This window comes from Massilia aurea (genome assembly GCF_040790145.1).
GTDB classification, from domain to species: Bacteria; Pseudomonadota; Gammaproteobacteria; order Burkholderiales; family Burkholderiaceae_D; genus Telluria; species Telluria aurea_C.
Genome location: NZ_JBFMMP010000027.1, coordinates 1 through 20,883, shown reverse-complemented (window position 1 = coordinate 20,883; position 20,883 = coordinate 1). Strand labels below are relative to the sequence as shown.

At 64.9% G+C, this 20,883-nt stretch carries 15 protein-coding genes and 1 tRNA gene; 4 read left to right on the top strand and 12 right to left on the bottom strand.

Annotated elements, in window-relative coordinates:
* Window positions 1–5: 5 nt before the first annotated feature.
* The 6 genes from kdpB to waaF form a co-directional block, all read right to left on the bottom strand.
* Entirely contained in the window at window positions 6–2,120 is a 2,115-nt protein-coding gene (kdpB, locus tag AB2N08_RS22115) for a potassium-transporting ATPase subunit KdpB (RefSeq protein ID WP_367613059.1), read from the bottom strand.
* Between the two features lie 2 nt (window positions 2,121–2,122).
* Complete coding sequence (gene kdpA, locus AB2N08_RS22110) at window positions 2,123–3,889, bottom strand: potassium-transporting ATPase subunit KdpA (protein ID WP_367613058.1); 1,767 nt, start codon at window positions 3,887–3,889, stop codon at window positions 2,123–2,125.
* A gap of 5 nt (window positions 3,890–3,894) precedes the next feature.
* Entirely contained in the window at window positions 3,895–3,984 is a 90-nt protein-coding gene (locus AB2N08_RS22105; protein WP_183549701.1) for a potassium-transporting ATPase subunit F, read from the bottom strand.
* 127 nt (window positions 3,985–4,111) lie between these two features.
* Window positions 4,112–4,915: a TorF family putative porin gene (locus AB2N08_RS22100; protein ID WP_367613057.1), complete on the bottom strand. Its 804-nt coding sequence runs from the start codon at window positions 4,913–4,915 to the stop codon at window positions 4,112–4,114.
* 136 nt (window positions 4,916–5,051) lie between these two features.
* Window positions 5,052–6,062 carry an ADP-glyceromanno-heptose 6-epimerase gene (gene rfaD / locus AB2N08_RS22095; protein WP_367613070.1) on the bottom strand — a complete coding sequence of 337 codons (1,011 nt, stop codon included), beginning with the start codon at window positions 6,060–6,062 and terminating at the stop codon, window positions 5,052–5,054.
* Window positions 6,063–6,096: 34 nt separating this feature from the next.
* Window positions 6,097–7,119 (bottom strand): lipopolysaccharide heptosyltransferase II, encoded by a 1,023-nt coding sequence (gene waaF, locus AB2N08_RS22090; protein ID WP_367613056.1) that lies wholly within the window; start codon window positions 7,117–7,119, stop codon window positions 6,097–6,099.
* Between the two features lie 205 nt (window positions 7,120–7,324).
* Here waaF and AB2N08_RS22085 point away from each other — a divergent pair, with 205 nt between their 5' ends.
* The 3 genes from AB2N08_RS22085 (at window position 7,325) to AB2N08_RS22075 (ending at window position 11,484) form a co-directional block, all read left to right on the top strand.
* Complete coding sequence (locus AB2N08_RS22085; RefSeq protein ID WP_367613055.1) at window positions 7,325–7,678, top strand: DUF2946 family protein; 354 nt, start codon at window positions 7,325–7,327, stop codon at window positions 7,676–7,678.
* A 98-nt stretch (window positions 7,679–7,776) separates the two neighbouring features.
* Window positions 7,777–9,918, top strand: a complete 2,142-nt coding sequence (locus AB2N08_RS22080) for a TonB-dependent receptor (protein WP_367613054.1) — start codon at window positions 7,777–7,779, stop codon at window positions 9,916–9,918.
* Window positions 9,919–9,930: 12 nt separating this feature from the next.
* Window positions 9,931–11,484, top strand: a complete 1,554-nt coding sequence (locus AB2N08_RS22075; RefSeq protein ID WP_367613053.1) for a PepSY domain-containing protein — start codon at window positions 9,931–9,933, stop codon at window positions 11,482–11,484.
* Here AB2N08_RS22075 and AB2N08_RS22070 read toward each other — a convergent pair.
* The 6 genes from AB2N08_RS22070 to AB2N08_RS22045 form a co-directional block, all read right to left on the bottom strand.
* The gene (locus AB2N08_RS22070) at window positions 11,420–12,214 is read right to left on the bottom strand and encodes a fatty acid desaturase (RefSeq protein WP_367613052.1); all 795 of its coding nucleotides are present in this window, start codon (window positions 12,212–12,214) and stop codon (window positions 11,420–11,422) included. The two genes, AB2N08_RS22075 and AB2N08_RS22070, sit on opposite strands and share 65 nt — an antisense overlap.
* A gap of 149 nt (window positions 12,215–12,363) precedes the next feature.
* On the bottom strand, window positions 12,364–13,692 hold the full coding sequence (locus tag AB2N08_RS22065; protein ID WP_367613051.1) for a VWA domain-containing protein: 1,329 nt from the start codon (window positions 13,690–13,692) through the stop codon (window positions 12,364–12,366).
* 26 nt (window positions 13,693–13,718) lie between these two features.
* Window positions 13,719–15,284: a TerC family protein gene (locus AB2N08_RS22060; RefSeq protein WP_367613050.1), complete on the bottom strand. Its 1,566-nt coding sequence runs from the start codon at window positions 15,282–15,284 to the stop codon at window positions 13,719–13,721.
* Window positions 15,285–15,377: 93 nt separating this feature from the next.
* The gene (locus AB2N08_RS22055; protein WP_367613049.1) at window positions 15,378–16,208 is read right to left on the bottom strand and encodes a sterol desaturase family protein; all 831 of its coding nucleotides are present in this window, start codon (window positions 16,206–16,208) and stop codon (window positions 15,378–15,380) included.
* Window positions 16,209–16,279: 71 nt separating this feature from the next.
* On the bottom strand, window positions 16,280–17,026 hold the full coding sequence (locus AB2N08_RS22050) for a PEPxxWA-CTERM sorting domain-containing protein (RefSeq protein ID WP_367613048.1): 747 nt from the start codon (window positions 17,024–17,026) through the stop codon (window positions 16,280–16,282).
* Between the two features lie 674 nt (window positions 17,027–17,700).
* A tRNA-Ser gene (locus AB2N08_RS22045) sits at window positions 17,701–17,791 on the bottom strand.
* A 169-nt stretch (window positions 17,792–17,960) separates the two neighbouring features.
* Here AB2N08_RS22045 and AB2N08_RS22040 point away from each other — a divergent pair.
* Window positions 17,961–20,684, top strand: a complete 2,724-nt coding sequence (locus AB2N08_RS22040; protein ID WP_367613047.1) for a polysaccharide deacetylase family protein — start codon at window positions 17,961–17,963, stop codon at window positions 20,682–20,684.
* The last annotated feature ends 199 nt before the right edge of the window (window positions 20,685–20,883 follow it).

The following is a 20,883-nucleotide window of genomic DNA, read 5'->3' as shown; positions in this document are numbered from 1 at the left end:
AACTCCTAGGTCAGGTTGAGCGCAGTGAGCGCCATGTCGATCAGCTTGATGCCGGCGAACGGCAGCAGCAGGCCGCCAAGGCCGTAGATCAGCATGTTCCGGCGCAGCAGGGCCGCCGCACCGATGGCGCGATAGCGCACGCCGCGCAGCGCCAGCGGGATCAGCACCACGATGATCAGGGCGTTGAAGATCACGGCCGACATGATGGCCGACGCAGGACTGGTCAGCCCCATGATGTCGAGCGCCTTCAAGTCGGGATAGGTGGCGACGAACATGGCTGGCACGATCGCAAAGTACTTGGCGATGTCGTTCGAGATCGAGAACGTCGTCAGCGCGCCGCGCGTCATGAGCATCTGCTTGCCGATTTCGACGATCTCGAGCAGCTTGGTCGGGTTCGAATCCAGGTCGACCATATTGCCGGCCTCCTTCGCCGCCTGCGTGCCCGAGTTCATCGCCACCGCGACGTCGGCCTGGGCCAGCGCCGGCGCGTCATTGGTGCCGTCGCCCGTCATCGCCACCAGCTTGCCCTCGCCCTGGTATGTGCGGATCAGCGCCAGCTTTTCTTCCGGCGTGGCTTCGGCGATAAAGTCGTCAACGCCCGCTTCGGCCGCAATCGCGGCCGCCGTGAGCTTGTTGTCGCCCGTGACCATCACGGTCTTGACGCCCATGCGGCGCAGTTCGGCGAAGCGCTCGCGGATGCCGCCCTTGACGACGTCCTTGAGTTCGACCACACCCATCACGCGATTGCCATCGGCCACCACCAGCGGCGTGCTGCCACGGCGCGAGGCTTCATCGACGCTGCGTTCCACGTCGCCAGGCCAGACCGCGCCGAGCGATTCCATGTGACGGCGCAGCGCCGAGGCGGCGCCCTTGCGTAACTGCCGCGGGTTGGCCACACCTTCCAGATCGACACCACTCATGCGGGTCTGGGCCGTGAACGGCACGAACACGGCGCCAAGCGACTCCATCGCCCGCTCGCGGATATTGAAGCGGTTCTTGGCCAGCACCACGATGCTGCGCCCTTCCGGGGTTTCATCGGCCAGCGACGCCAGTTGCGCCACGTCGGCCAGTTCTTCTTCGGTCACGCCGAGCGCCGGCAGGAAGGCGGCGGCCTGGCGGTTACCGAAGGTGATGGTGCCGGTCTTGTCGAGCAGGAGAACATCGACGTCGCCGGCCGCTTCCACCGCGCGGCCCGACGTGGCGATCACGTTGGCCTGCAACATGCGGCTCATGCCGGCCACGCCGATAGCCGACAGCAGGCCGCCGATCGTGGTGGGAATCAGGCACACCAGCAGCGCCACCAGCGCGGTGATCGTCACCGGCAAGCCGCTGCCCGACGCCTGCACGGCAAACAGCGAGAACGGCAGCAGCGTCACCGTCACCACCAGGAACACGATCGTCAGCGCGACAAGCAGGATGGTCAGCGCGATCTCGTTCGGTGTTTTCTTGCGCGAGGCGCCTTCGACCATGCCGATCATGCGGTCCAGGAACGTCTCGCCGGGATTGGCGCTCACGCGCACTACCAGCCAGTCCGACAGCACGCGGGTGCCGCCGGTGACCGAGCCGAAGTCCCCGCCCGACTCGCGGATCACGGGCGCAGATTCGCCAGTGATGGCGCTTTCGTCGACCGAGGCCACGCCATCGACTACTTCGCCATCGACGGGAATCACGTCGCCCGCTTCGACCAGGAAGAACATGCCCTTGCGCAGATCGCCCGACGGGCAGGCTTGCCACGCCTCGCCATGCTTCGGCGCATCGAGCTTTTTCGCCGTGACGGTCTGGCGCAGGTTGCGCAGCGATGCCGCCTGCGCCTTGCTGCGCCCTTCGGCCAATGCCTCGGCGAAGTTCGCGAACAGCACCGTGAACCACAGCCAGACGGCGGTGGCCAGAATGAAGCCTGCGCTCGTTTCGCCATGCCCGGCCAGCGCCTGGAACCATAGCAGCGTGGTGATGATGCTGCCGATATAGACGACGAACATCACAGGGCTGCGCAACTGCGTGCGCGGATGGAGCTTCTTGAGCGCGTCCAGCATCGCCGGCCAGACCAGCGCCCCGTCGAACAGGTTCAGGGACTTGCGCGGCGCCGGCACCGGGGTTGCGTTGGTAATCGATTGATCCATTTTCATTCTCCGAACAACTGAAGGTGTTCGACCACGGGACCGAGCGCCAGCGCCGGGACGTAGTTGAGCACACCGACCAGCACGACGATGGCGGCCAGCATGGCGACGAACATCGGGCCATGGGTGGGCAAGGTGCCGGGTGTGGCGGGCAGGCGCTGGCGGCTGGCCAGCGAACCGGCAATCGCCAGCACTGGCACGATCACGGCAAAGCGGCCGAACCACATCGCCACGGCCAGCAGGGTGTTATAGAACGGGGTGTTGGCCGACAGGCCGGCGAACGCGCTGCCGTTGTTGTTGGCGGCGGACGTCAGCGCATACAGGATCTCGGAGAAGCCGTGCGCGCCCGGATTGGCCACGCCGACGCTGCCGAGGCCCGTGGTGACGGCCAGCGCGGTGCCCAGCAAGACCAGGCATGGCGTGACCAGGATCACGACGGCGACCATCTTCATCTCGAAGGCGCCGATCTTCTTGCCCAGGTATTCCGGCGTGCGGCCGATCATCAGGCCGGCGATGAACACCGTCAGGATCGCGAACACCAGCATGCCGTACAGGCCCGAGCCCACGCCGCCATAGACCACTTCACCGAACTGCATCATCACCATCGGCACCAGGCCGCCCAGCGGCATGAACGAATCATGCATGGCGTTGACCGCGCCGCACGATGCGGCCGTGGTCACGACCGCAAACAGTGCCGAGGCCGAAATACCGAAGCGGGTCTCCTTGCCTTCCATATTGCCGCCCGACTGCAGGGCGCTTGCCGCCTGGTCGATGCCCAAGGGCGTGAGCAGCGGATTGGCTTGCTGCTCGGCGGCGAAGGCGGCGACCGCCGCGATCACGAACAGCAGTGTCATCGTGCCCAGCACCGCCCACCCCTGGCGGATGTCGCCGACCATGCGGCCGAACGCGAAGCACAGCGCCGCCGGGATCAGGAAGATGGCGACCATCTGCACGAAGTTCGACAGCGCCGTCGGATTCTCGAACGGGTGCGCCGAATTGGCGTTGAAGTAGCCGCCACCGTTCGTGCCCAGCATCTTGATGGCTTCCTGCGATGCCACGGGCCCCATCGGGATAACCTGCGTGTCGGCACGTGCTTCGACCGCTGGCTGGCCTTCGCTGGCCGGCTGCGTATAGGCGATCGGCTCCACCAGATGCGCTTGTACGTGCGGCGACAGGTTCTGCACCACGCCCTGCCCCACCAGGAACACGGCCAGGACGACCGACAGCGGCAGCAGCACGTACAGGGTGGACCGGGTGATATCGACCCAGAAGTTCCCGATCGCGCCAGCCGAGCGGGCGGCGAAGCCGCGGATCAGCGCGAACACGACGGCGATGCCGGTGGCAGCCGAGAAGAAGTTCTGGCCGGCCAGGCCGACCATCTGGGTCAGGATGCTCATGGTCTGCTCGCCGCTGTAGCCTTGCCAGTTGGTGTTGGCGACGAAGCTGACGGCGGTGTTGAAGCTCGAATCGGGGCTGACGTTCGCCATGCCTTCGGGATTGAGCGGGAGCCAGCCCTGCATGCGCTGCAAGCCATAGACGAACAACACACCGACCGCATTGAAGGCGATCAGCGCCAGCGCGTAGGCTTTCCAGCCCTGCGCGGCGCTCGCCGCAGGGCCTGCGGCGCGGTAGATGGCGCGCTCGATACCGCCAGGTTGATGGTTGCCGGCGCCGATATGCGCCAGCAGTTTGCCCAATGGCCAGGCCAATGCCAGCAGCACCACGAGGAACGCCGCGAGCAGGGGCAGAAACTGCGTCATGAGTTCATGCATGGCCATCACATGTCCTCCGGTTTGAACAGGGCGATCAAAAGGTAGACCAGGAGCGCGCAGGCGGCCAGGCCGCCGATCGCGTAGGAGAGGTTCATTGTTTGCCTCCGAGGAGTCCGCAGCCGCTCACCAGCAGGCAAGTCAGGCGGACGAAGATCAGGAGCGCGCCGAGATAGATGAGATCCATGGACGTTCGCTTTCAGCGTTGTTGTTATGGCAGTCGGTTCAGAAGGTGCGGCTGAGCGTCAGCTGCAGCGCGTCGCGCCCGGTGAACTTGCCGTTTTTTGGCGAGGCGTAGGCGCTCTTGCTGGCGTTCGTTCCCACATACGCGACGGCGACCGTGGCCAACTCGAAAGTGCGCGAGACGCCGACTTTCCAGTCGGTGTAGTCGGCGGCCGAATTGTTCTCGACGCGCTGGTGGCCGGCATGCAGCTGCACGGTGAAGCCATTGCCGGCATCGAGATTGGCGCCGATATCGAGGTAGCCGCTGCCTTCACTGTCGACAAAGCCGAACAGGTTCGTCGTCGAATGCGAATATTTGACGTAGGCCGGGCCGTAGCCCAGTTGCGCATAGACTTCGGTGGTGTGGGCGTTGGCGAAGCCGGCGACCTGGCCCAGGCCATTGTCCGGATACAGGTAGCGCAGTGCGCCGATATCGTACGACAGGCCTGAGGACAGGCCGACCCCGAGTTCGCCGCGCTTGCCGGCATACAGGTCGATCTCGACGTCGCCATCGCCACCGGCATCCTTGGCGAACTTGATGGTCGAGGCCCAGGCGCCCACGTACCAGCCGGCCGCGTGGACATAATCGACGCCGCCCTGCAGCGCTGGTTGAAGACGTGTCTGCGAAACGCCGCGGTAGCGGTAATCGGACGTAATGGCGGCGTTGAACGTGACGGGTGACGCTGGCGCAGCTGCCGGTTCGGCCATTACGACGGCGTCGGTGGTCTGGGCGTGGGCGGTAGCGCTGAGCGCCAGGAAGGCGGCCGCCGCCAGGGCGGTACGGCGCGCTTGAATCGATGCGTTCATGTTGTCTGCTCGTGGTTGTGATTGAACCCATGCGGCGCACGATAGCGCCGCATGGAACACGAGCAGGTTAGCGATTCAGGCGTAAAAACCGGGTATAAAGATCCAGGCCCGGTGTATACGCGATGTAAACGTGCGCTTAGCGCGCCGGCTGCACGCGCAGCCAGTCCATGTACTTCGCCACGCCGGTGGCCGCGTCGGTGAACGGTTCGTCATAGCCGGCCGCGCGCAGCGCCGAGATGTCGGCCTGCGTGAAGCTCTGGTACTTGCCCTTCAGTTTGTCCGGGAACGGCAGGTATTCAAGCAGCCCCTGTTCGACGATCTGCTCGAGCGACAGGGCCGGCTTGCCTTCGTTGGCCAGCGCGTTGGCCGTGGCCACCGCCAGGTCGTTGAACGGCTGCGCGCGGCCGGTGCCCAGGTTGAAGATGCCGCGCTGCTCCGGATGGTCCAGGAAGAACAGGTTGACCTTGACGACATCCTCGATGTAGACGAAGTCGCGCATCTGCGCGCCGGCCTCGTAGCCGTCGTTGGCGCCGAACAGCCGCACCTTGCCGTCCTTCTGGAACTGGTGGTACTGGTGGAACGGCACCGAGGCCATTGTGCCCTTGTGTCCTTCGAGCGGCCCGTAGACATTGAAGTAGCGCAGGCCGACGACCTGGCTGCCGGCATCCTTGCCCTTGGTGGCCCAGTAACGGCGCAGGTACTGGTCAAACAGGAACTTGGAGTAGCCGTAGACGTTCAGCGGCCGCTCGAGCGGGCGCTCTTCGCGAAACACGGTGCCGGCGCCATACACGGCGGCCGACGAAGCGTAGATGAACGGGATGTCCTGGCGCTGGCAGAATTCGAACAACGCGACCGTGTAGTCGTAGTTATTCTTCATCATGTAGCGGCCGTCGGTCTCCATCGTGTTGGAGCACGCGCCCTGGTGCAGCACGGCGGTGAACTTGTTGTCGAACTCCCCGGCCTTCAGGCGCACCAGGAAGTCTTCCTTGTCGGCGTAGTCGGCGATCTCGGCGTCGACGATGTTGTGGAATTTTTCGGGCCGCGACATATTGTCGACGGCGAACACACTGAACGGCTGGCGCGCGGACAAGGCGTGGACGAGGTTCGCGCCGATGAAGCCTGCGGCGCCGGTAACCAGAATCATGATGGGGTCCTCTTCTAAAGCGTTGGGCTTCCCCGCGTCACGCGGCGGCAAGCATGGATTGCAAGGGCTGCCAGACGGCCTGCGGCAGGATCTGCTTCATGCAGTTCTGGTGGCCCAGCGGGCATTCGCGCTGCTGGCACGGCGAGCATTCGATGTGCAGCCACAGGATCTGCGCCAGTTGCGACAGCGGCGGCGTGTGGCGCGGGTCGGTGGGGCCGTAGATCGCCACCACGGGCCGCCCCAGCGCTGCGCCGATGTGCATCAGGCCCGAGTCGTTGGTCACCACGGCGGCGGCGCGCGAGATCAGCGCGATGGCCTCGGCCAGCGAGGTCGAGCCGGCCAGGTTGTGCGCCTGCGGCGCGATGGCGGTGATCTCGTCGCACACGGCGCGGTCTTTCGGTGAGCCGAGCAGCAGGACCTGCACATCGGGCCGATGCGCCAGGATCGTCTGCGCCAGCTCGGCGAAGTACGCCGACGGCCAGCGCTTGGCCGGGCCGAACTCGGCGCCCGGCGCAAACACCACGTGCGCACCGCCCGGCAGCTGCAGGCGCGCGAGCGCGGCCTGTGCATCTGCGGGCGCCACGGTCATCACGGGTTCCGGCAGGCGCTCGGGCCGCGCCAGGGTGCGTACCGGCGCATCGGCCAGCGCCTGGTAGAACTGGGCCATCGGGCGCGGCGCGGTCTTGTCGTCGTGGTGCATGACATTCACGAGCCCATAGCGCATCTCGCCCTTGTAGCCAACGCGCCGTGGAATGCCGGCCAGCCACGGGATCAGCGCGAACTTGAGCGTGTTGGGCAGCACGTACGAGTCGGCGTAGCCGCGCGCCTTGAGGATTTTCGCGAACGCGCGGCGCTCTTTCCACTGCAGCGCCCCATGCTTGAAGGGCGACTCGAGCACCGTGTCGACTTCGCGCATCGCACGCCAGACCGGGGCCACCCAGGTAGGCGCCACCACGTCGATCGGCCGATCCGGATGAAGCTCCCTGAGCCGGCGTAGCAAGGGCTGGGCCATGACGGCGTCGCCGATCCAGTTGGGGGAAATGACAAGGGTGCGCTGCATGGGGTTCATCAAGGTTGGACAAGGGGGTTGGCAACGGGGTTGGCGAGTGCACAGGCCGCGATTATAACAATCGTGCGCGATGTGGCGCGCGGCCCGGCCGGGTGGACAAATTGACCACCCGTGCGCCATGGCGCGCTGCCAGGACTATAATTTTCATATGCACAGGCTTCGTACAACCCGCGCGCTGTATGGCTGGACCGTCCTCATGGCGTTCCTGTTTGGCCTGTTCACGCCCGTGCTGTCGCATGCCATGGCCCTGGCCACCGAGCAGCCGGCCAATGCCTGGCTGGCCGAGATTTGCAGCGCCAGCGGTACCCGCCACGTGATGGTCGTTGACGCAGCGGACCAGACCACGGCGCCCCCCGTGCCCGACATGTCGCACTGTGACCTGTGCTGTTCGCACCTGCAGACGGCCATGGCCCCGCCGCCGTACGCCGGCTCGCTCCTGGTGGCAAGCACCGAGCGCGATCCCTACCCGCCCCTGTTCTACCACGCGCCACGGCCGCAATTTTCCTGGACGCCTGCGCAATCGCGCGGGCCGCCTGCTTCGCTTTCCTGATCCGCACTCACCCTTGATTCCGGTGGCGCATTCGCGTGCACTGCCGGCGGACCATGCGCGATGCGACTTTGCCGTCCATCGCGCGCACAGGAAACGCAATGAACTCATGTCTTCATGCCAGGCCGCGCACGATCGCGCTCGCCCTGGGTTGTACCTTCGTCTGGCAGGCGCAAGCCCAGACCATCCCCACCGTTGAAATCACGGCCGACGCGCCGCGCGCCGGCAGCCTGCTGAACCTCGACACGCCGCTCGATACCGCCAGCCGGCTGGGCTTGAGCGCGCGCGAGACGCCCGCCACCGTCACCGTCATCGACCGCGCACTGATCGACGTGCGCGGCGCGCAGGACACGCAGGAAATCCTGCGCGCCATCCCCGGCGTAACCGCCCACAATGCACCGGGCAATATCGGCGTGAGCTACCGGGGCTTCGGCAGCGGCTCGATCAGCCAGCTGTTCAACGGCATCAACGTGCAGTATGCAATCGCCGCGCGCCCTGTCGACAGCTGGATCATCGACCGGGTGGAAGCCATTGGCGGGCCGTCGAGTTTCCTGTTTGGCTCGGGCGCCGTCGGCGGCTCGATCAACTACATCACCAAACTGGCCGAGGCGCGTGAGTTTTCAGAGGCCCAGGTACGGCTGGGCGCGCATCGATTGAAAGAAGCATCAGCCGGCCTGAATCGCCGCTTGAACGATGGCCACTACGTGCGCATCGATGTCAATCACCGCGACAGCGGCAGCCCGATCGACGGCGTCCAGAGCCGCTCGACCCAGCTGGCTGCATCGCTGCTGTCGCAGTTCGGGCGCGGCGCGACGCACACGCTGGCCTACGAATTCCAGCAGGAAGACGTCGACCGGCCGTACTGGGGCACGCCGCTCGCGAACCCCATCGGCGGCGAGGTACGCGTTCTTGACGCCACGCGTTTTAAAAACTACAACAGCGCGGACGGCGTGTACGACCAGCGCGTGCACTGGCTGCGCTCGATCGCCAAATGGCAGGCGAACGACGCGCTGCAGTTCACGAACACCCTGTACCTCTATGACGCGCTGCGCGACTACCGCAATGTCGAGACCTACCGCTTCAACCCGTCCAATACGGCCGTGATCCGTTCGGGCGCCCTGCTCCAGCGCCACGACCAGCGCATGGTGGGCAATCGCCTCGACGGCGTGGTTCGCAGCCACATCGGCGCGCGCCGCAGCGACTGGGCCTTTGGCCTGGACCTGAGCGTCAACAAGCAGACGCGCTATCCGAACAGCCTGGCCGCCACGGTCAGCACGGTCGACCCGTACGACTTTGTCACCGAGCGCTTCTTCGACTTGCCGGGCATGACGCCGGGCTTTCGGCTGGACCGCGACAACAAGGTCACGACCACCGCCCTGTATCTCGAGAACCGCACCGCGCTGGTCGCGAATCTGAACCTGGTCACGGCATTGCGACATGAGCGCATCGAACTCGATCTGACCAACCGGCGCGAAGTTACCAGCGCCAGTCCGGCCAGCTTCGCGCGCAGCTACACACCGACCACGGGCCGTCTCGGCCTGGTGTGGGATATCACGTCCGACATGAACCTGTATGCCCAGTACGCGACGGCGGCCGATCCGCCATCCGGCGTGCTGTCCACCGCCTCGTTCGCGGACGTGCGCAACAACAGCGAGCTGACCACCGGCCGCCAGTTCGAGGTGGGCAGCAAGCTTGGCTTCTGGCGCGGAAAGGGCACGGCGACGCTGGCCGCGTACCACATCGCGCGCAAGAACATCGCGACGCAAGACCCGGACAACAGCCTCCTGACCCTGCTCGTGGGCGAGCAGACCTCGCGAGGCGTCGAGCTGGCCGTCGGCCTGCAGCCCACGCGCCGCCTGGGCCTGCAGGGCAACGTTACCTACGTCGATGCCGAATACCAGAACTACCGCCAGGGCAACGTGTCGCTGGCAGGGAAGACGCCGGTCAACACGCCGGCAAACGTGGCCAACCTGTGGCTGTCGTATGCCGTCACCCCGGCGCTGCAGACGCACGTCGGCGTGCGCCGTGTTGGCAGGGTGTACGCGGATGCAGCCAACACGCTGTACTGGCCGGCGTACACGTTCGTCGATCTGGGCCTGAGTTACCAGGTCAAGCGCGATGTGGCGCTGGTCGGGCGCGTGCGCAATGCCACCGATCGTGTGTACGCCGCCAACGTGAACAGCACGATGGCGTACCTGGGCGCGGGCCGCACGGCGGACGTGTCGCTGCGCGTGGCGTTCTGACGGAGGGTCAGCATGAAAGCCCACGTCAAACGCTGGCTGTTCCTGACCCACCGCTGGCTTGGCATCGGCGGCTGCCTGCTGTTCGCGATGTGGTTCGCGTCGGGCATCGTCATGATGTATGTCGGCTACCCGAAGCTGACCGACGCCGAGCGCCTGACGCACTTGCCGGCGCTGTCGCACGAGGCGCCGCTGCTGGCGCCGGCCATGGCGCTGGGCAGGGCCGGCGTCGATGGGCCGCTTGACGCGTTGCGGCTGGCCGCGTCCAGCGGTGGTCGCGCCGTATATGTTGCCAACGCAAACGGCGGCGCGGTCGTCATCGACGCCATGAGCGGCGCGCGCCTGCAATCGGTGACCGCAGCCCACGCGCTGGCCAGCGCCGCCGCGTATGCCGGGCCGGGCGTGGCTGTGCACTACCAGGACGCGATCGACGAAGACGCGTTCACACACTCGCGCGGGCTCGACGCGCACCGCCCGCTGCACCGGGTCGAGATGAATGACGCCGAGCGCACGCTGCTCTACATCTCGGGCCGCAGCGGTGAGGTCGTGCGCGACGCGACGCACAGCGAACAGTTGTGGAATTACGCCGGCGCCTGGATCCACTGGTTGTATCCGTTTCGCGGCAATGTGTTCCAGCCTTACTGGACCAGTATCGTTAACTACCTGGCCATCGCCGGGATCGTCGCCGCCCTCTCTGGCACCGCGGCCGGCATCCTGCGCTGGCGCTTTCGCGCACCCTATCGCAGCGGTGCGCGCACGCCGTATCCGGGCGCGATGATGCGCTGGCACCACGTGACGGGCTTGCTGTTCGCGCTGGTGACGATCGCCTGGATCTTCAGCGGGTTGATGTCGATGAACCCGTGGCGCATATTTGATAGCGGCGCGCCGAAGCTGCGCATGGAGGCGCTGCATGGCGGGCCGTTGACGATCACGAGCGACGACGCCGCGCCGCACGCCCTGCTGGCGGCAAGTGCAGGCACCGTGCGCGAGCTGCGCTGGGTGCGGGTGCTGGGCCGGAATCGCGTGCTGGCGCAAGGCGCAGGCGGCGCGCCGCAGGTACTGGACAGCCGCAGTGCGCAACCGGTGGTACTCGATGCGGCGGCGCTGCAGGATGCAGCCACGCGCCTGGTCGCTGCGCCCGTCGCGCGGATCGACACGCTGACCGCCTACGACCTGTATTACTACGCGCGCGACGCGCACACGATGACGGGCGGCGCCGACAAGCCGCTACCGATTCTGCGTGTCGTGTTCGACGACCCGCACGCGACCTGGGTCCATCTCGACCCGCGCACGGGTGCGGTGCTCGGCCACATCGACAGCGGCAAGCGCGCCAGCCGCTGGCTGTTCGCGATGCTGCATTCGTGGGACTGGCTGCCGCTGCTCGGGCGCCGGCCGCTGTGGGACATCGTGCTGATCGTGCTCAGCGTCGGCGGCCTGCTGCTCAGCGTGACGGGCGTTGTGATCGGATGGCGCCGGCTCGGCAAGCAGCTGCGAACGACCCGAATCAACCCGCCGCGTGACGCCGCGCCGGCGGGGCGTCCGGTGCCGGCAGCCGGTCGACATGGTTGATCTTCACCAGGCGCACGAACGAAAGCAGGCGAATCACGAGCCAGCCCGAGTCGAACTCCCACCACTTCATCGACAGCTTGGCCGACGCCGGATTGGCGTGGTGGTTGTTATGCAGTTCGGCGCCGCCGAAGAGGATCCCGATCGGGAAGAAGTTGCGTGATTCTTCTTTCGTCTGGAAATTACGGTAGCCCACCACGTGGAAGATCCCGTTGATGAAGCCCGACGCCCAGAACGGCAGGATCGACAACTGGAACAGCCAGATCACGAAGCCATGCGTCACGCCGAATACCGCCATCTCGAGCGCCAGGAACAGGAACAGGCCACGGAAGCGGTGCTTCGTGTACAGGTGCTGGTCCATCCAGTCTTCCTTGATGCCCACGCCGTAGGCCTTGATCAGGTCCGCGTTGCGCGCGGCCTTGCGGTACAGCAGCGTGCCTTTGGTGAGGATCGTCCACAGGCCGTGGATGCGCGGGCTGTGCGGATCGTCGACGGTGTCGCACTTGGCGTGGTGTTTGCGGTGCACGGCCACCCAGGCCTTGGCGGTCACGCCGTAGGTCGTCAGCCAGATCCACATGCGAAACAGCTGGCACAGCATCGGGTGGAACGTGATCGCGCGGTGGCTGCGCGAACGGTGCAAATACAGTTCGCTGGCGAACACGGTCATGATGTACGACGCTGCCATGGTGAGCATCACGCCCGTTGGGGTGAGCTGGATGAATCCTTCGAACACGTTGTTTCTCCCTGTTGTAGACGGTCCGTGGACGTGACGACGTCCTGACGATACGACAAGAGTAACGTGCGACTTCCGGTTTCTAATGGCTGAGCAGAGCGGTATTTATGCCTTATTTACATAACAAATACGTACCACCCTGCCCCGTGTCATCCGATCATTCCGAGCTGCCTGACCTGCTTTACCCACTGCGGATACTCGTTCATCAACAGGTCGTACAGCGCGGCGTCCGAGTGCTCGTCAGGCGAGGCCACCGAGAAGAAGTCGGCGTTGTCGACCAGGCGGCCATCGAGTTCGTCGAGCTTTTCCAGGAACGGGAAATCCGACTCGGCGAAGTTGGCCAGCGCCTTCGCTTTCGACTTGCGGCCTTTGCCGATGCCCATGAACTGCCAGAAGATCGGCTCGCGGCTGGCCCAGCGCAGCTGGCGCTCGGTCAGCGGCTTGTCGGACGTCGAGCCATCGGTGACGAACATGACGTACACCGGCACGTCGGCCCTCGCGGCGGCCTTGCGTTCACCGCCGCGCGCGTCCGGGAAGTAGTGGCGCCGCACTGCTTCGATCGCGGCGCCATAGCGGGTGTCGCCCTCGAGCGGATGGCGCTTAATGATGCCCTTGATGTAGTTCGACCAGTTCGACAGCCCCATCGCCTCGCCCTGGTGCACGTTACGGCCGAACAGGAACACGTCGATCTCGCCGTCGTCGTCGAAGCGGCAGCCCAGCGCCAGGATGCGCTCGGCGAACTGCTGCACCAGGCCCTTGCCATACAGGGCGCTCATCGAACCCGAGATGTCGAGCACCAGGCATACCTTGGCCCGGTGCTGCGACAGTCCCGCTTTTTCCAGCGACACGGCGGCCGACTTGACCAGGTTGACCAGTTGCGGCGCGGCCTGGGCCACGCGCTTTTCGAGGTCGATCGATACTGGACGTGCGACCGGTGCCGGCGCAGGCGCAGGCACGTCGTCGGCGACGGCGCCGCCGAAGTGGCGCACCACCGCGTCGAGCCCACCATTGAACCCCTGCCCCACCGCCATGAAGCGCCAGCTGCCGTCCTTGCGATAGATGTCGCCCAGCATGACGGCGCGCTCACCAGCGAAGTCGCCGCCGCTGAAGGTAAAGCGCGCGAACTCGCCGTGCGGCCCGACCAGGCGCACATACCCCGACTGCAGTTGCGACATGATCGCCGCGCCATCGGTGCTGGCGACGATACTCACGCGCTCGACCCAGGCCGGCAGCCGCGCGAGCTGGAAGTGAAAGCCCGCAGCATCCTGGTCAACGGCGCCCAGCGCCACGCCGCTGCACGGAGTTGTCGGCTGGTTGAAGAAGGTCATATAGCGTTCGTCGGCCAGCGTGCCGCCGGCGTCCAGCGCAAAGCAGGCGAAGTCAAGTTGCAGGCCCTGGGCCGACAGGCCCACCTGAAGCACGCCGTCCGGCGGCACCGTGGCCAGGGGCAGGCGTTCGCCCCGCGAGAGCTGCTGCATGATCGTGTCCTTCTCGAGACCTTCGTTTAATGCTTCTCCGGATACGCCGCAAACTCGTCATCGATGCGCGTGACCAGGACCGTGGCGATACGCCGTTCCAGCACCTGCTCGACTTCCATGCGCAAGCCTTCGATCTCGATGCCGTCGCCCACCAGCGGCAAGGTGCCGAAGCGCTCGAGCATCAGGCCGGCCAGCGAGGTGTAGTCGTCGGTGTCGCCCACCAGCGCATCCACCTCGAGCACCTGCTCCAGGTAGTGCAGGTCGGCCGTGCCGTCGACGCGCCAGCGGCCATTGCCCAGGTCTTGCACCACCGGCTGCTCGTCTTCGTCGGGGAATTCGCCGGCGATGGCTTCCAGGATGTCGATCGGCGTGACCAGGCCCTGCAAGGTGCCGTATTCGTCGGCGATGATGACCAGCTGGCCGTGCGAGCGCTTCAGGCGGTCCATCACCTTGAGCACGCCGCTGGCATCGGGCAGGATGATCGGCACGCGGATATGGTTCGCGTCGATCGCGCCCGACAGCGTCAGGTCGGCGATCAGGTCTTTGGCGCGCGCGACGCCGATCACTTCATCGAGTTCGCCCCGGCAGACCGGGAAGAAGCCGTGCGGCGTGGCCAGGAGCTGGGCGCGGATCGTGTCGGCATCGTCCTCGATATTGATCCACGAGATGTCCGAGCGGTTGGTCATGATCGAGCGCACCGAGCGCTGCGACAGGCTCAATACGCCGCTGACCATATTGCGCTCTTCGAGCTCGAAGGTCGGCTCGTCCTGCTTTTGCGTCACCGCTACCGGCTCGTCGCTCGGCTCGATGCCGCGCGTGCTGCCCAACAGGCGCAGCACCGCGTCGGCCGTGCGGTCGCGCAGCGGGATGTGCGCTTCCTGCTTGACGAAGTTGCGGCGCGCGAGTTGGTTGAGCAGCTCGATCACGACCGAGAAGCCGATCGCGGCGTACAGGTAACCTTTCGGAATATGGAAGCCAAGGCCTTCGGCGATCAGCGACAGGCCGATCATCAACAGGAAACTCAGGCACAACACGACGACGGTCGGATGCGCATTGACGAAGCGTGTGAGCGGCTTCGATGCAAACAGCATGACGCCCATCGAGATCACGACGGCGGCCATCATCACGCCCAGCTCTTCGACCATGCCGACGGCGGTGATGACGGCATCGAGCGAGAACACGGCGTCGAGCACGATGATCTGTGCGACCACGGCGGCAAAGCTGGCGTAGGCACGCTTGCCGGTGGCGACGTGCGACTTGCCTTCGACGCGCTCGTGCAGCTCCATCGTGGCCTTGGCCAGCAGGAAGAAGCCACCCAATAGCAAGATCAGGTCGCGCCCGGAGAACGTCAGCGGGCCAAGGGCAATCAGGGGTGCGGTGAGCTTGACCAGCCAGGCGATGACGGTGAGCAGGCCAAGACGCATGATCATGGCGAGCGACAGGCCGACGAGGCGGGCCTTGTCGCGCTGGTGCGGGGGGAGTTTGTCCGCCAGGATGGCGATGAAAATCAGGTTGTCGATGCCGAGGACGATCTCGAGCACGACAAGAGTGAACAAGCCGACCCAGATATTCGGGTCAAGTAGCCATTCCATTAGGTGTGTTTGGTAGTGATTGGCAGGTCATTGTACGCGATCAGGTACGCAATCAACCAGATCGTGGAGGCGCCGTTGCATCGGCGCCGTCCTTCACAACGCCTGCTCGCTCGCAGGCTTGTCCTTGCGCGCCGGCAGCAGCGGTTCGACCAGTTGCGCGGCCAGCGTGGGCGCGAGCGGCGTGTCAGTGCCCACTTCGGCCGGCCAGTGGCGCGGCAGGTAGTGGCTGCCGAACAGGCGGTCGAGAAACGGCAGCGTGGACGCGTAGTTGCGGTTGATGTGGTCGTGCCGGCTGTGATGCCAGTGATGGAAGGCCGGCGTCGTCACCAGCCATTCGAGCGGGCCGAAGCGCCAGCGCAGGTTGGCGTGGATGAAGAAGCCCCACAGCGTGCCCAGCACAACCAGCGCGGCCGGCGCGGCGCTGCCGGCGGCGGTCGGCCCGGCCAGGCCGAGCAGATACAGCGGCACGATGCCGAACATGCGCGTGATGACCATGTCGACCGGGTGGCTGCGGGTATTGGCCAGAAAATGCATGCGCTCGGTGCTGTGGTGCAGCGCGTGGAAGCGCCACAGCCACGGCAGCTCATGACTGAGCCGGTGGCCCCAATAGAAGCCGGTTTCGGCGATGACGAAGGCGAGCACCATGCGCACCGCCAGCGGCAAGCCGGCGATGGCAGCCGTCAGCGCGGCCGGCACCAGGTGCACGGCCAGCGCGGCCAGCAGCGCCATCGGTGCGCTGAGCAGCACGATGGGCACCAGGCTGCTGAGGAAGTAATACGCGAGATTGTGCCGCAACTCGCCGCTCGGACCGTCGTGACGCACACCGAACCAGCGCTCGAGTGGTACGAACAGGGCAGTGAGCAGGATCAGCCAGACGCACAGTCGTAGTGCGGTGTCGGCGAATTCGGCGGGGGAAAAGTTCATCGTGATGTACAAAAAATCCGGCAGCGCCAGGCTGGCCTGTCACTACCGGATCGGTGCATGCAATAACGTGCTTAGCGCTGAACGTTGCGGCGACGACGCGCCATGAAGCCGATCAGGGCCAGGCCGCCGAGCAGCATGGTCCAGGTTGCCGGCTCAGGTACTTGCGCGGCGTTCAGCGACACATTATCGAGCAGCATGAATGGTGGCGCGCCAGGTGCCGTGCCGCGGGCCAGGAACGACAGCATTTCGCTGGCGCTGGTGGCCGTGAAGGCCATCGTGGCCGACTTCCAGCCGCTGAAGCCGTCATCCGGGATGCTCAGCTTGGTGCTGTTCTGGGTGGTCGTGCCGAAGCCGACTTGCCAGTAATTGTCGTAATTAGCGCCGCTGAAGCCGGCTTGCTGGGCCAGTGCGAAATCAAAGGTCAGCAGGTACGAGGTGCCGACCGTCAGGCCGCCGATCAGCTGGGACAAGGTGCCTGGGTACCACTGCGAGTCGGAGGCGAAGAAATTGCCGCCGGTTGGCGAGCCGGTGAAGCCGTTCTTGGTGCCTTCCAGTCGCAGCGCCGATTGGTCGGTGGTGGCGGTGGCGCCATTCAGCAGGAAGTTGTAGCCGCCCGAGCCGTTGGTGCCTTGGGTGCTGGTCCAGCCGGTCAGCGTGGTGCCGTTGGTTTCAGCGGTCGTGCCGTTGATTTTCTTGTTGCCACCGTTCGAGGACAGCTCGAAGTTGCCGTTCTGGACCAGGATCGGGCCGGCATGGGCGAGGCCCGTGCTGAATGTGATGAACGCTGACAGGACTAACAGGACTGACTTGATACGCATGACACGGGGCTCCAGGAGTGACGAGCAGCGGTTGTCGGCACGGTACTGTCCGGACCCAAACTGTTCGCGTAATTAGTTGAATTACATTAATTTATGTTGCAATGAAAATATTCTATCAGAAACCTATCCGGGCCAAAGAATACAGTCACAGCAATTAAGTTACATTGGGGAAACCTTTTTACAATTTCCTGTGAGCATTGTTTTGCGTTTTATCGCTGCGCTGGCAGCGGCTCCAATGATATGCAGCAATTTCTCCTGACCATCATTGTAATTTCCAGGAGAAAACGTTACATATTAGATTCATGCGGTCTGCTGCGGACATGACTGCTGGACGGAATGCACAGAACCGTGGACGCGACGCATAGTCGAAAAAAACAACAAACTGGACAGGAATGGTATCGGTGTGATTGTGGCCGGAAAGGAGGATTTGCCCACATACCGCAGGGGCACTTCTTCTCTCCTCCATGAAACAAATGAAAAAGCCACCCGAAGGTGGCTCTTTCATTTGTATTCCTGGCGGAGAGAGGGGGATTCGCCTACATCCTGCAGGCCGCCCTTGCGCGAGTACGCGCAAGGCTTCGAATCCCCCGCGAAGTGCCCGCAGGGGCACTTCTTCTCTCCTCCATGAAACAAATGAGAAAGCCACCCGAAGGTGGCTCTTTCATTTATATTCCTGGCGGAGAGAGGGGGATTCGAACCCCCGGTAGGCTATGAACCTACACACGCTTTCCAGGCGTGCGACTTAAACCACTCATCCATCTCTCCTGATGGTCGACGTGCGCTTTCCACGAAGCCGCTCATTATAACAACAATTCCTGCCAGTACAAGACCGATCCTGCAACGACCCATTGCCCCCCTTTCCGCCCAGCACCCTTGAATGGTATCGTTCCCGGCTGGCTGGCCCATCCGGCACGCTACCCGCAACGGATACGTCGTGAAACGAAAATCACTTTATCTCATCATCTTCGCCGTGGCGGCCGCAGGCGCCGGCACCGGCTCCTGGCTCGTGGGCCGCACGCCAACCGAGGCGCCGGCCGCAAAGCCTGCCACCGCACCGACCAGCACCCAGGACGCCAGCGCCATCGCCACCGAGCTGCGCGCCATGCTGGATGCCTACCGCAAGATCATCGTCCTGACCCACGATGAGTCCACCCTGCCCGCCGCCGAGCGCGCCCAGGCCAATCGCATCGGCCAGCAGCTATTCCATGAAAACCAGGAACGCATCGGTCGCGTCGATACCGCCCTCGCCACCCTGATCGCATCGAGCAACGCGCGCCGCTTCGACGCCATCGGCACGCTGCTCGACTACATCGAGTCGGGCGACGGCCTGTATGACGCCGACCGGCTGGCGTTTCGCGAAACCCTGCGCAGCCTGCAGGGCCAGATTGCCAGCGACTCGTCGCTCGCCGCGATCAAGCTGCACAAGCGCATTTCGGAAGACCTCGACGCGCTGGCCGAGATCGAGCGCAATTACGAGAAGGAGATCCGCGCGATCTTCGGGCGCTTCGATACCCGATCCATCGAGCTGAAACGCGAGAAGTGGGACAGCTACATCGCCTACCTGAAAACGCTCTACACACGCGAGCGCATCCTGAAGGAATACGGCGTCGTGCTGCCCTATCCTGCCGCGCCGGAGCCTGCGCCGCAACCTGCGCCGGAACCCGCACCGCAGCCTGCGCCTGACTCCAGCGCGCCGGCGCCGGCCGGGCGCGAAGGCGCCGAGATCTTCGGCAAGTCGCTGCCGAAGAAGACCGTGCTGCTCACCTTCGACGACGGCCCGCACCGCCGCTACAGCGAAGAAATCGCCGCGATCCTCAAGCAGTACAACGCGCCCGCGATCTTTTTCAACGTCGGGCGCAACCTTGGCGCGCTCGATGCGCAGGGCGCCGCCAAACTGGGCGCCAATGCCCAGGTCAGTCGCAAGCTCAAGGACGCCGGCTACGTGCTGGCCAATCACAGCCTCACGCATGCGCAGTTATCGAAGCAGACCGGCGCGAAGCTCAAGTCCGAAATCCTCGATACCGACACGCTGCTCAAGGCCGTCGACCCACAGCGCTCGTCGCTGTTTCGCTTTCCGTACGGCGCGCGCAATCGCGAGGGCATGCAACTGCTGGCGGATGCGAAGCTGACGTCGATGATGTGGAATATCGATTCGCTCGACTGGGCCGACCCGGTGCCGTCGTCGATCGCCGACCGCGTGCTGCGCTCCGTCGAGAAGGAAGGCCGCGGCATCATCCTGTTCCACGATATCCACGAGCGCACCGTCAAGGCGCTGCCGATGATCCTCGAGCGCCTGGTGGCCGAGGGTTATCAATTTGCCGGCTGGGATGGCGCCAAGTTCCAGGTCGACAGCAAGGCGGCGCCCGCGCCGGCGCCACGCGCGGCCGCCACCGGTTACGCCAATTCGTGGGCGATCCTGGTCGGCATCGACAATTATCCGAAATGGCCGCGCCTGGAATACGCCGTGCGCGATGCCGAGGGCGTCGAGCGCCTGCTGGTGCAGAAATTCGGCTTCGCGCAGGAGCGCGTGATCACGCTGAAGAATGAACAGGCTACGCGCCAGGGCATCCTGGCCGCGTTCCACGACCGCCTGGCGCACGGCGGCTTGCAGCCGAACGACCGCGTGTTCGTGTTTTTCGCCGGGCATGGCGCCACGCGCAAGCTCAGTTCGGGGCGCGACCTCGGCTACATCGTGCCGTTCGACGCCGACCCGAACAATCTCGCCACCGATGCGATCCCGATGACCGAAATCCAGAACATCGCCGAGAGCCTGCCGGCCAAGCACGCGCTGTTCGTGATGGACGCCTGCTATAGCGGCCTTGGCCTGACGCGCGGCGCGGCCAATGCGTCGTTCTTGCGCGATAACGCGCGCCGCCTGGGCCGGCAGATGCTCACGGCCGGCGGCACCGATCAGCTGGTGGCCGACGGCGGGCCCAATGGCCATTCGGTGTTCACCTGGACGCTGATGCAGGGCCTGGGCGGCAAGGGCGATCTGAATGGCGATGGCCTGATCACGGCCACCGAGCTGGCGGCGTACGTGGCGCCGGCCGTGTCGAGCGTGTCGCAGCAGACGCCGGCCTTTGGCAGCTTGCCGGGATCGGAAGGCGGCGACTTCGTGTTCGAACTGCCGGAAGAAACCGAGTTCCTCACGGCCGGCACGGCGCAGTTGTCGAACGACGCGATTGCGCTGAACACGCGCCTGGATGCGCAGACCTCGAAAGCGTCGGGCACGGTGGTGGTCAAGGATCTGCAAGGGGGCGAGACGCGGCTCAAGGCGCCGGCAGCGGTGCCGGTGTCGAACCGGCAGCAGGCGCAGCGGGCTAACGACCTGGGTTTGCAGCTGTATAAAGAGAAGCAGTATGCGCAGGCCGAGGCGCAGTTCACCGAGGCGCTCAAGCTGCGGCCGGACTTTGCGCTGGCGGCGAATAATCTGGGGTTTGTGTTTTACAAGCAGGAACGCTATGTAGAGGCAGCGCGCTGGTTTGAGAATACGGTGAAGATCGATCCGTCGCGGGCGATCGCGTATCGCAATCTGGGCGATGCGTATGTGCGGTCAAAGCAGCCTGCGAAAGCAAAAGCGGCGTTCACGACGTATCTGGAGTTGGCGCCGACCGGGGCTGGTGCGGCGTATGCGAAGGAGCAGTTGCAGCGGTTGTGATGCGGGCGGGTGGGTGGAGAACCAACGCCACGCGCCCTAAAAACGTCATTCCCGCGGAGGCGGGAATCCAAGTTTGCATGCGTAGCCACTTGATTTCTTCTCTGTGGCTGCGCTACTTACTTGGATTCCCGCCTGCGCGCACTGCTGTCCGGAATAATTTGCTTGACTTAGGAAGTAGGGGTTGCAGGCATTGGTTTAC

What these genes read in the sequence shown, in the direction of transcription:
- AB2N08_RS22075 (WP_367613053.1), top strand. Translation starts at nt 9,931, where the DNA reads ATGAAAGCCCACGTCAAACGCTGGCTGTTCCTGACCCACCGCTGGCTT.
- AB2N08_RS22080 (WP_367613054.1), top strand. Translation starts at nt 7,777, where the DNA reads ATGAACTCATGTCTTCATGCCAGGCCGCGCACGATCGCGCTCGCCCTG.
- AB2N08_RS22105 (WP_183549701.1), bottom strand. Translation starts at nt 3,984, where the DNA reads ATGAACCTCTCCTACGCGATCGGCGGCCTGGCCGCCTGCGCGCTCCTG.
- waaF (WP_367613056.1), bottom strand. Translation starts at nt 7,119, where the DNA reads ATGCAGCGCACCCTTGTCATTTCCCCCAACTGGATCGGCGACGCCGTC.
- AB2N08_RS22100 (WP_367613057.1), bottom strand. Translation starts at nt 4,915, where the DNA reads ATGAACGCATCGATTCAAGCGCGCCGTACCGCCCTGGCGGCGGCCGCC.
- kdpA (WP_367613058.1), bottom strand. Translation starts at nt 3,889, where the DNA reads ATGCATGAACTCATGACGCAGTTTCTGCCCCTGCTCGCGGCGTTCCTC.
- AB2N08_RS22060 (WP_367613050.1), bottom strand. Translation starts at nt 15,284, where the DNA reads ATGGAATGGCTACTTGACCCGAATATCTGGGTCGGCTTGTTCACTCTT.
- AB2N08_RS22050 (WP_367613048.1), bottom strand. Translation starts at nt 17,026, where the DNA reads ATGCGTATCAAGTCAGTCCTGTTAGTCCTGTCAGCGTTCATCACATTC.
- AB2N08_RS22055 (WP_367613049.1), bottom strand. Translation starts at nt 16,208, where the DNA reads ATGAACTTTTCCCCCGCCGAATTCGCCGACACCGCACTACGACTGTGC.
- AB2N08_RS22065 (WP_367613051.1), bottom strand. Translation starts at nt 13,692, where the DNA reads ATGCAGCAGCTCTCGCGGGGCGAACGCCTGCCCCTGGCCACGGTGCCG.
- kdpB (WP_367613059.1), bottom strand. Translation starts at nt 2,120, where the DNA reads ATGGATCAATCGATTACCAACGCAACCCCGGTGCCGGCGCCGCGCAAG.
- AB2N08_RS22085 (WP_367613055.1), top strand. Translation starts at nt 7,325, where the DNA reads ATGGCGTTCCTGTTTGGCCTGTTCACGCCCGTGCTGTCGCATGCCATG.